This is a genomic window from Paenibacillus sp. NPDC093718, from assembly GCF_050279985.1.
GTDB lineage: Bacteria > Bacillota > Bacilli > Paenibacillales > Paenibacillaceae > Paenibacillus_AQ.
Genome location: NZ_JBNNUS010000002.1, coordinates 549,912 through 559,874, shown reverse-complemented (window position 1 = coordinate 559,874; position 9,963 = coordinate 549,912). Strand labels below are relative to the sequence as shown.

At 50.5% G+C, this 9,963-nt stretch carries 6 protein-coding genes; 3 read left to right on the top strand and 3 right to left on the bottom strand.

The genetic code is table 11. The features are described from left to right. Window positions 1-746: 746 nt before the first annotated feature. Window positions 747-2,591, bottom strand: coding sequence for an ABC transporter ATP-binding protein (locus tag ACQKPA_RS08290; RefSeq protein ID WP_427491166.1), 1,845 nt, complete (start codon window positions 2,589-2,591; stop codon window positions 747-749). Further along, complete coding sequence (locus ACQKPA_RS08285; protein ID WP_427491164.1) at window positions 2,584-4,320, bottom strand: ABC transporter ATP-binding protein; 1,737 nt, start codon at window positions 4,318-4,320, stop codon at window positions 2,584-2,586. Before ACQKPA_RS08285 ends, ACQKPA_RS08290 begins: the two co-directional genes overlap by 8 nt. A gap of 204 nt (window positions 4,321-4,524) precedes the next feature. Here ACQKPA_RS08285 and ACQKPA_RS08280 point away from each other — a divergent pair, with 204 nt between their 5' ends. Both ACQKPA_RS08280 and ACQKPA_RS08275 read left to right on the top strand, forming a co-directional pair. Next, window positions 4,525-5,409 (top strand): M15 family metallopeptidase, encoded by an 885-nt coding sequence (locus tag ACQKPA_RS08280; RefSeq protein WP_427491706.1) that lies wholly within the window; start codon window positions 4,525-4,527, stop codon window positions 5,407-5,409. Beyond that, window positions 5,406-5,948, top strand: coding sequence for a VanZ family protein (locus ACQKPA_RS08275; RefSeq protein WP_427491162.1), 543 nt, complete (start codon window positions 5,406-5,408; stop codon window positions 5,946-5,948). The genes ACQKPA_RS08280 and ACQKPA_RS08275 overlap by 4 nt, the downstream gene beginning before the upstream one ends. Window positions 5,949-6,103: 155 nt before the next feature. Here ACQKPA_RS08275 and ACQKPA_RS08270 read toward each other — a convergent pair whose 3' ends face one another. Then, window positions 6,104-7,330 carry a nitrate/nitrite transporter gene (locus ACQKPA_RS08270; RefSeq protein WP_427491160.1) on the bottom strand — a complete coding sequence of 409 codons (1,227 nt, stop codon included), beginning with the start codon at window positions 7,328-7,330 and terminating at the stop codon, window positions 6,104-6,106. Window positions 7,331-7,768: 438 nt separating this feature from the next. Here ACQKPA_RS08270 and nirB point away from each other — a divergent pair, with 438 nt between their 5' ends. Further along, entirely contained in the window at window positions 7,769-9,937 is a 2,169-nt protein-coding gene (gene nirB / locus ACQKPA_RS08265) for a nitrite reductase large subunit NirB (protein WP_427491157.1), read from the top strand. The last annotated feature ends 26 nt before the right edge of the window (window positions 9,938-9,963 follow it).

The window sequence follows — 9,963 nt, the reverse complement described above, 5'->3', positions numbered from 1 at the left end:
GTTTTGATGGAAATAACGGACCTGGTGTCCGCTCGATTTGTAGATGGAGCAGGTTTGATCGAAATGAAGGCCCTGGTGTCCGTTCGATTTGCGAATTGAGCTGTTTTGATGGAAATAACGGACCTGGTGTCCGCTCGATTTGTAGATGGAGCAGGTTTGATCGAAATGAAGGCCCTGGTGTCCGTTCGATTTGCGAAATGAGCTGTTTTGATGGAAATAACGGACCTGGTGTCCGCTCGATTTGTAGATGGAGCAGGTTTGATCGAAATGAAGACCCTAGTGTACGTTCAATTCGCGAATTGAGCTGATTTGATTGAAATGAAGGCCCTGGTGTCCGTTCAGTTAGCGAAATGAGCTGTTTTGATGAAAATAACGGACCTGGTGTCCGCTCGATTTCTAGATTGAGCTGTTTTGATCGAAATGAAGGCCCTGGTGTCCGTTCGATTCGCGAATTAAGCTATTTTGATCGAAATAAAGGCGCTAGTGTCTGCTCGATTAGCGAATCAAGCCGGTTCGAAATAAAGGCGCTCAGGTCCCTCGTGCCATATGGGAAGAATAATCCTCGTCAGTCGTAAGCAGATTCTGATACAGATATTGCACTGTAGTTATAAGGGCAAGGTGGTCGATACGCAACTTTCAGTTCTAAGAACATTTATCCTTATAGCTGGAAAATAAGAGAGCCGGTTCCATGGAACCGGCTCTCTTGTTTGTTGTCAGTAGCTTGCGAGAAAATTCCAAAGGCCACTTCAACCGCTTAACTTAAACTGGCTGTTGTATAACTCGTAATAAAAACCGCGTTTGGTCAGCAGTTCTTCGTGTGTGCCGCGCTCAGTAATACCGCCTTGATTCATGACGAGAATCTGGTCAGCTTCACGGATCGTGCTTAGACGATGAGCGATCACGAAGCTGGTCCGGCCCTGCATCAGGGTGCGCATGGCGGTCTGAATATGCATCTCCGTCCGCGTATCGATGCTGCTGGTAGCTTCGTCCAGAATCAGAATGACCGGATCGGCAAGCACCGCACGCGCGATCGTCAAGAGCTGCCGCTGGCCCTGGCTCAGGTTGCCTCCACCCGAAAGAAGCTGCGTATCGTAGCCTTCGGGCAGCTTCATGATAAATTCATGCGCATTGGCAAGCTTGGCGGCGGTTTCGATCTCTTCATCCGAGGCATTAAGCCGGCCGTAGCGGATGTTCTCCCGGATCGACGCCGAGAATACATAGGCATCCTGCAGAACGATTCCCAGCTTGCTCCGCAGATGATCCTTATTCAACTGTCGGATGTCGACCCCATCAATGGTGATCACGCCAGAATCGATCTCATAGAAACGGGTCAGCAGATTGATGATGGTGGTTTTGCCGGCTCCTGTCGGACCGACGAGTGCAATGGTCTCGCCCGGCCGAGCGGTAAGGGAAACCTCCTTCAGGATTGGAACGCCCTCCTTATAACTGAAGCAGACACGGTCAAATTGTACCTCCCCATGCATGTCATCTGCTGTATTCGCATCTTGATCGTCTTGGTACTCCGACTCGGTATCGATAATCTCAAAGACCCGTTCAGCACCCGCCACAGCGGATTGCACCAGGTTGAATTGATTCGCCAGATCGTTCAGCGGCCGTTGAAACTGCTTCGAGTAGTTCAGAAATGCAACGACAACTCCAACGGTAGTAAAATCCTTGAATGCCATGTACCCGCCAACCGCCGCAATTAAAGCAAAGCTGACGTTATTCAGCACGTTCATAACCGGACCGACGGTACCCGAATAAATCTGAGCTTGAATGCTGGCATCGGTCAGCTTCTTGTTCATGACATCGAACTGCGCAGCGGCATGCCGCTCCCGGCGATATACCTGTACGACCTTCTGACCCGAGACGGTTTCCTCGATAAAGCCATTAAGCTCACCCAGCGTGCTCTGCTGCTTGGAGAAATGCTTTCTTGTCCGGCTTGCTACGATCTTCGTGAACAGCATGACAAGCGGAATGGTCACCATGCTGAGCAGCGTCAGCCACACGTTCAGGTACAGCATGATGGCAAGCGATCCAACCAGGGACAGTATGCTTGAGATTAGCTGGGTTACGCTCTGATTCAATGTTCCGGAGACATTCTCGATATCGTTGGTCGTGCGGCTCATCAATTCGCCATGCGTCTTGCTGTCGAAGAATCGCAGCGGAAGGACTTGAAGTCTTGCAAAAATATCCCTCCGCATGGCCTGAATAGACAGCTGGGAGACCTTAACCATGACATGCTGCTGCAGCCATGCCGTGAGTGCGGTACCCGTATAAACCGCTAGAAGCATCGCGCACAGCCCCATGAGTCCCTCAAAATCTCCCGGAATGATATAATGATCCACCGCATTTCCCAGCAGGTAAGGTGCAATCAGGGACAGAATCGTCGTGATGAGCGTGAATGAGAAAACAGCAATCATGCCGCCTTTAAATGGTCGAATGTAACCCCAGATCCGGCGTATCGTTCCCATCGTATTTTTGGGCTTCGCCTTGGCCATTGTCAACCCACGCATGGGGCTGCCGCCGCGCATGCTCAGATCCGGAGCGTCTGTATTGCCATCCTTGGTTCCCTGATCGGGTTTAGCCATGGGAAGACACCTCCTTGCCGAATTGCGATTGATAAATATCCTGGTATAACTCACAGGAAGCAAGCAGCTCGCTGTGTGTACCCTCCGCTACCAAATTCCCATCGTCCAGCACCAGTATACGATCGGCATCGATTACGGAAGAGATCCGCTGGGCAATCATGAGGCAGGTACGGCCGTTCATCAGCCTGGCCAACTCTTTCTGAAGCCTGGACTCCGTTCCCATATCGATGGCGCTGGTGCTGTCATCTAAAATAAGAATGGCGGGGCGAAGCATTAGTGCCCGTGCGATGGAGATTCGCTGCTTCTGGCCGCCGGAGAGGTTCACGCCTCTTTGTCCAAGCATCGTATCGTATCCTTCCGGCATGGATGAAATGAATTCATGCGCCTGCGCAGCCTTGGCCGCTGCAATCACTTCTTCATCGGAGGCATCCGCTTTCCCGTAGCGGATATTGTCCCGGATCGTGCCTGTGAAGAGGATGGATTCTTGCAGGACGATGCCAATTCGTTCCCGTAACGCCGATAAGTCGAATTGTCGGACATCGGTCCCATCGATGAATATCCGCCCGGAAGTTACATCATACAGGCGGGGGAGCAGGGATACCAGAGAGGTTTTTCCCGAACCGGTTGCCCCCATAATCGCGACGGTCTGCCCCGGTCGAACCTTGAAACTGACATGATGTAAAACGGGCTTCTGAATCCCCGGTTTATAGGAAAAAGTCACGTGGTCAAATACGATTTCACCCTGCTTGTATGCATTCTTCGTCGGATGAACAACGTTCACAATCTCGGATTCTGAATGCATGACTTCCTGGATACGATCAGCGGAAACCTTGGCCGTAGAGATTCGAACCAGCATCATCGCCACGGAGGAAACGGAGAACAGCACCTGTGTCACATAGTTGATAAAGGCTACCAGGCTTCCCACCTCGAACGAACCATCAATCGCATTCTTCCCGCCGAGCCACAGAACTACCACGATACTGATGTTCAGTATCATGGTCAGGATGGGCAAATTCTGCGCAACGATCCGTTGTGTTTTAACCGAAACTTGCGTGAAATCGGTATTCGCTTGATGGAATCGATCCTTCTCATACCCGGCTCGCACGAATGCTTTAGACACTCGAATGCCGGCGAAATTCTCCTTCAGGACCGTATTCACTTTATCGAGTTTCTTCTGAACGGTGGCGAATAAGGGGAGGGTCGCCCGGATCAGGAAGAACATCACAACGAACAACAACGGAACGGCAATGGCCAGAATGATGGCAAGCTTGGGACTAATGATCACCGCCATGATCATGCTTCCAATCGCGAGAAACGGAGACCGGACGAAGATGCGCAGCAGCATCTGGACCATGGTCTGAAGCTGAACGATGTCGCTCGTAAGCCGAGTGATAAGTGAACCGGTTGAGAAATCGTCCAGATTACGGAACGAGAGGGTTTGAACCTTGCGGAACAAATCCCGGCGCAGGTCGGCACCGAAACGCTGCGAGGCAATAGAAGAATAGATCGTACAACCGAGACCTCCAAGCAGCCCGATGGCAGCCGCACCCAGCATGATAAGACCTGTATGGAGAATGTGTGAAGTATCGTTCTGCATGACGCCTTTGTCAATAATGCTGGCCATGAGAATGGGCTGGAGCAAATCCATGGCGACCTCCAGCAGCATAAGCAGCGGCGCAAGCAGGGCCGCAGCCCAGTGGGGACGTAAATAACGAAATAATTTGAGCAAGAATAATGGCACCTTCTTTATTCTTTTTAGTCTAAATACCAAGTTAAGCCATAGGCTTCAATCTTGTCAAAGGGAAAAGGGATAGGCGCAACGCACCTCTCTTAAGAAAAACTTTAACTTTTTCCTACTTTTCCTTAAACTCTATTCATTAATCTGGATAGACCAAGCAAGAGGGAGTTGTTGAAGTTGAAAAAGGGTTTAATCATGCTCGTTATATTTCTGTTGGTCGGATGCGAGTCCATTCTGACGGAGACGCCTAACGTGAAGGATAGGGTGGAAAGTAGAGATGGACAGGAAACTAAAGCGGATTCGGGCACGCCATCAAATCATTCATCAGCTGTGCAGACGATCCGTGTAACAGAAGAACAAGTGACACGTGGAAATTTGGTCCTGGTCAATAAGGATCATCCGCTTGATCCGCAAGCGGTGCCGAAGGATATCGTAACATTGTTTGAGAATAACGACTTAATGCATGGTTATGTGGTTCTGGACAACACGATCCGGTTATCGCGCAGTGTGGCGGAGAAATTCGGAGATATGATTGAAGCCGCCGGAGAAGACGGAGTCAATCACTTCATGATCAGCAGCGGGTATCGGGATGAGGGTGAGCAAGAGGAGCTTTATCGTGAAAAAGGTTCCGATTATGCCTTGCCTCCAGGCTACAGCGAACATAATCTCGGGCTCTCGATGGATATCGGATCGACGCAGCAGTCGATTGATCGATCGCCCGAAGGGAAGTGGCTGAAGGAGCATGCATGGGCGCACGGATTCATTCTTCGCTATCCTCAGGACAAAACAGAGATTACAGGCATTCAGTATGAACCGTGGCATTTTCGATATGTTGGGCAGCCGCACAGCATGATTATGAAGGAACTGAATCTTACATTGGAAGAATATCTGGATTACCTGAAGGAAAAATCCAGCTACAGAACAACCGTAGAGGGGAAGGAATACGAAATAAAGTATGTACCCGTGACGTCCAAAGATATGGAGATTGAGATACCGGCAGGAAGCGAGTATGAGATATCCGGAAACAATATCGACGGTATCATTGTAACGGTACTGCTAAACAAGGATGATACGGAATGAAAATATCGTATAAATGGATGCTTGTATTACTATATGCGCTGTATCTCTATGTCTTACTCAAGGTGATTTTATTCAAGTTTGGTTCCGTAGATATATCGGTTCTGTGGCAGCAGCTGCATCGAGCCACCGAGATCCCGGGATATGTACAGAATCGATTGCAATTTGCCAATTTCACGCCCTTTGAATCCATTCGAATGAATATGAACCACCTATCAAGCGGGCATGACGTGATCAATCTCTTCGGGAATATCGCCATATTTATGCCCAATGGCATATTCGTTGGTCTTATGCTTAGGAACAAGTTCTTCGGATTCATTGGCTCCTTCACGACATCCCTTGGGTTGAGCCTGGGACTGGAATGCTCCCAGCTCGTTTTTTCAATGGGAAGTTTTGATGTGGATGATTTAATCCTGAATACAGCCGGTGGGGTGCTCGGATACGGCGTGTTCCTCATGCTTAAACTAACCTTTGCGGGAACAACGCTTCCTATTGACGAGAGAAGAGGAAGAACGGATAAGCCTTTAACGGGGAACGAATAAGTAAGGAATTAAAGTGGATTGGATAGAAGGGCATCGAAAAAATACAGGTAAAAGCATGACCAATCCCCGGTATAATACCGGGGATTGGTCGCATCATCTACATGTTCTTAACATTTGTATTCGTTTGACGAGGTTATAACCTGGGCGTCTTTCATTTAGATCTTGGCCGAACCGGCCTGCGAGCCTGATGACACACTGCGAAGCCAGCTTCGCCGCCATTTCAGCTGCATCACGACCGTAAGTGCCAGCGAAGCGGCGGCAATGAAACTTAAGATGATGAAACCTGCGGTGTATGAGCCTGTTGCCTGGTATAACTTGCCGAGAATAAGCGGAAGAGCATAACCGCCCAGACCTCCGGCGGCCCCGACAATACCGGTAACCAAGCCGATCTCGCCGCCAAAACGCTGAGGGACGAGCTGAAATACCGAACCGTTCCCAGCACCCAGGCATATCATACCGATAAACAGCATCGTAACAACCAGCCAAAGGGGAGGCAAGAAGGAGACGCCGATTAGCATGATGGACGCCCCGGCATAGAGAAACATCAGCATCCGCGAGCCCCCGATTCGATCAGCGAGAAAGCCGCCCACAGGACGGAAGAAGCTCCCTGCTATGACACAGATCGTGGTAATGTCCGCAGCCTGAACCGCTGAGAGACCATACTGAGTGTTGAAGAAGATCGTCAAATAGTTGGCGAGCCCCACAAAGCCGCCGAACGTCACGCAGTACAGGGCACAGAATACCCAGGCATCACGCTGCTTAAGGACATTTCCATACTCGGATAATCTTTTGGGAGCTGGACGATTCGGACTATTGCGTGCAAACAGCGAGAAATAGATGAAGACCAACACGATGGGGATTATAGCGAGTCCGAACACAATCTCCCAGCTTCCGAAATGTTGGGCGAGCCGATTGGCGAAGAGGGTTGCGAGGACGGTGCCGCTGTTGCCGGCCCCGGCAATTCCCATCGCCAAACCCTGATGTTCCTTGGGATACCACTGTCCTGCCAGCGGCAGAGCTGCGGCGAACGAAGCTCCAGCAACCCCTAGCAGAACAGCAACGACATACAATTGATCCAGGGAATCGACCCACAACCAGCCTAATAATAAAGGGAGTAGCGTAACTACCATTCCAATTTGGGCTGTTAGTTTGGGGCCGAGGCGATCCGCCAGGAAACCTAACACGAGTCGGAGTATGGAGCCGCCCAGAACGGGAAGCGCCACCAGATTTGCCTTCTGCACCGGGTCCATCGGATAATCCGCGGCAATGACCACCGCAAGGGGGCCAAGCATGCCCCATATCATAAAGCTGATATCAAAATACAGAAAAGCACCAAATAGCGAGGGCTTATGCCCGCTTTGCCAAAATCCTTTCCTCTCCATGGTTATCGCTCCTTATCCAAATGTGTACTTTCTCTATTCATTGCCGACTCACAGCTGCAGACATAAAAGGCCGCAATTCGCCCTTTGCCAAGACGATTTGCGGCCTCATTGCCCAAGACTAAAGACACAGCATTGTGTCCCCGTCCGTAAAATAACATATGATTTTGATGATTCACATTATAGAGAAGAGGTTAAATGAATGTCAATATACTTTACATAATTTATCTAAAAATTTATTTATCCAGCAATAATATTAATCAAGTGTTATGTATATTGACATTTGATTGTTCATCAACTAATCTGAATGTATTATAAATAATTAAATCCGGCACAATGATGTGCCGAATTGGAGGCAATGACGCCCTTTCCCCCATCACGGTGGAAGGGCGTTTTTCATTTTCTTACATGAAAATGACATGTTGGGGATGGAGGGATTTCATGAAGAGAAAGAAACTACTTGTCGTTGGCAATGGGATGGCGGGGATAAGATGTGTTGAGGAAATCCTCAAGCTGGACCCGGAGCTCTTCGATATTACGATATTCGGTGCTGAACCTCGTCCCAACTACAATCGGATCCTCTTATCCAAAGTTCTTCAAGGTGAACATTCTCTTCAGGATATCATTCTGAACGACTGGTCCTGGTATGAGCTGCATGGCATTCGGTTGTTGGCGGGGGAGACCGTTCGTCATATCGATATCAAATCCCGCTCTGTCGAGACAGCCTCCGGTATACGGGAAACGTATGATGCTTTAATTCTGGCAACAGGCTCATCCCCCTTCATTCCGCCGATCCCCGGAACGGATAAGGAGGGAGTTATTTCATTTCGGACCGTGGACGACTGTACGAAGATGGCCGACATGTCCAAGGTGTACACTAAGGCGGCTGTCATTGGCGGAGGATTACTGGGACTGGAGGCTGCCCGCGGGCTTCTCCATCTCGGGATGGAAACCCAAGTGGTTCATAATGCTCCTTATATCATGAACCGACAGCTGGATCGAACGGCTTCGATGATGCTGCAGCGGGAACTTGAGGCTCAGGGGATGCGATTTAACTTGGCGAAGGACACCACGCGAATTGTTGGCCGTACCCGGGCGCAAGGCCTTCGGTTTATGGACGGAACGCGGCTTGATGCGGATGTAGTCGTACTCGCTGTTGGGATCAAGCCTAATGTGGAGCTTGCCCAAAGAAGCGGCCTTCGAACGCAGCGGGCGATTCTGGTGGATGACTTCATGAGAACTAGCGAGCCGAACATTTATGCCGTGGGAGAGTGCGCGGAACACCGGGGCATTAGTTATGGTCTGGTCGCTCCCCTGTATGAGCAGGGGAAGGTGCTTGCCCGTGTCATCTGTGGCCGGGAGGCAGAACCTTATTGCGGGTCGATTCCCTACTCCCAGCTTAAGATATCGGGCGTGGATGTATTTTCCGCCGGGTTGATATCAGGAGAAGATGCTGAAACGGCTATTCAGCATTACGATGCCGTATGCGGCACATACAAAAAAGTGACGATGCGCAAAGGCAGAGTTACGGGTGCTATTCTGTTCGGAAATACGAATGAGGGGTCCTCGCTAATGGCACTGGTGCAGCAGGGTGCGGCTGTGTCGGAGCTTATTCCTTCTGATAGCGGAGCCGCCAGCACAGCCGAATCTGCTGCGGAGGCGCTCCCTGACAATGAAACGGTGTGCGCTTGCAACGGTGTCAGCAAAGCGGAGATCATGCGGGCTATTACCGAACAACATCTGGCAAGCACGGATGAAGTGAGGGAGTTTACCAGAGCATCCGGTTCCTGCGGAGGCTGCGGGCCTATGGTGGATGCTCTTGTCAAATATACGCGAAGCGGCAAAAAGAAAGAAGGCTCGCATACGGCTGTCAGAACGCCGGTTGAGGTTCCTGTATGTGAGTGCACGGCGCTTGGTCAATCTTCATTGAAGCAAGCGGTTGTTCATGCGGTGGATCAGGGCTGTTATTCCATTTCGGAATTCATGTTACATCAGGGCTGGAAGAAGCCGGACGGATGTGAGGTGTGCCGTCCAGCCTTACGCTTTTATTTTGAAATGGAAATGACGGGCGCAGTTAAAGATGATGAGCGGGCGCTGGCAATTAAAGCCCTTAACGATGTTTCTTATGAGGGCTCAGGGTCATATCAAGGGGTCAGGGTATGGGTTGCAGATAAGGTATCTAAAAAGGAAGCGGCAGGCATTCGCAGAATCGGAGAACGGCTTCGCAGCGGCTGGCGAGAAGTGTCTCTGCCTTCCCCGGTTAGTGCAGGAGTGTCTGATTGCACGGCATCGTCCGTCAGCATCCTGGTTCAGGGGATCGGAATCTCTGCTTCTCCCGCGGGCTGGGAGGTTTATCTCGGCGGACATGCGGAGCATCCTGTCCGTGAAGGGCAGCTGATCGGTGTTGCGGAACGCGAGGAAGAAGTCGTTCAGCTCGTAGCTGCTTGTTTGCAGTGGTACCGTCAGAACAGCTTGTATGAGGAACCGCTGTGGAGGTGGGTGGAGCGTACAGGCTTGACGGCGATCCGAGAAAATGTTCTTGACCATGATCTGCAAAGAGAACTTGCAGAGAAGCTGTCTCGCCATGTATGGGAGGCCCAAGTCGGTTAAAGCAGGAGAATAATAGGAAGAGGTGG

What these genes read in the sequence shown, in the direction of transcription:
- ACQKPA_RS08290 (WP_427491166.1), bottom strand. Translation starts at nt 2,591, where the DNA reads ATGGCTAAACCCGATCAGGGAACCAAGGATGGCAATACAGACGCTCCG.
- ACQKPA_RS08280 (WP_427491706.1), top strand. Translation starts at nt 4,525, where the DNA reads ATGCTCGTTATATTTCTGTTGGTCGGATGCGAGTCCATTCTGACGGAG.
- ACQKPA_RS08275 (WP_427491162.1), top strand. Translation starts at nt 5,406, where the DNA reads ATGAAAATATCGTATAAATGGATGCTTGTATTACTATATGCGCTGTAT.
- ACQKPA_RS08270 (WP_427491160.1), bottom strand. Translation starts at nt 7,330, where the DNA reads ATGGAGAGGAAAGGATTTTGGCAAAGCGGGCATAAGCCCTCGCTATTT.
- nirB (WP_427491157.1), top strand. Translation starts at nt 7,769, where the DNA reads ATGAAGAGAAAGAAACTACTTGTCGTTGGCAATGGGATGGCGGGGATA.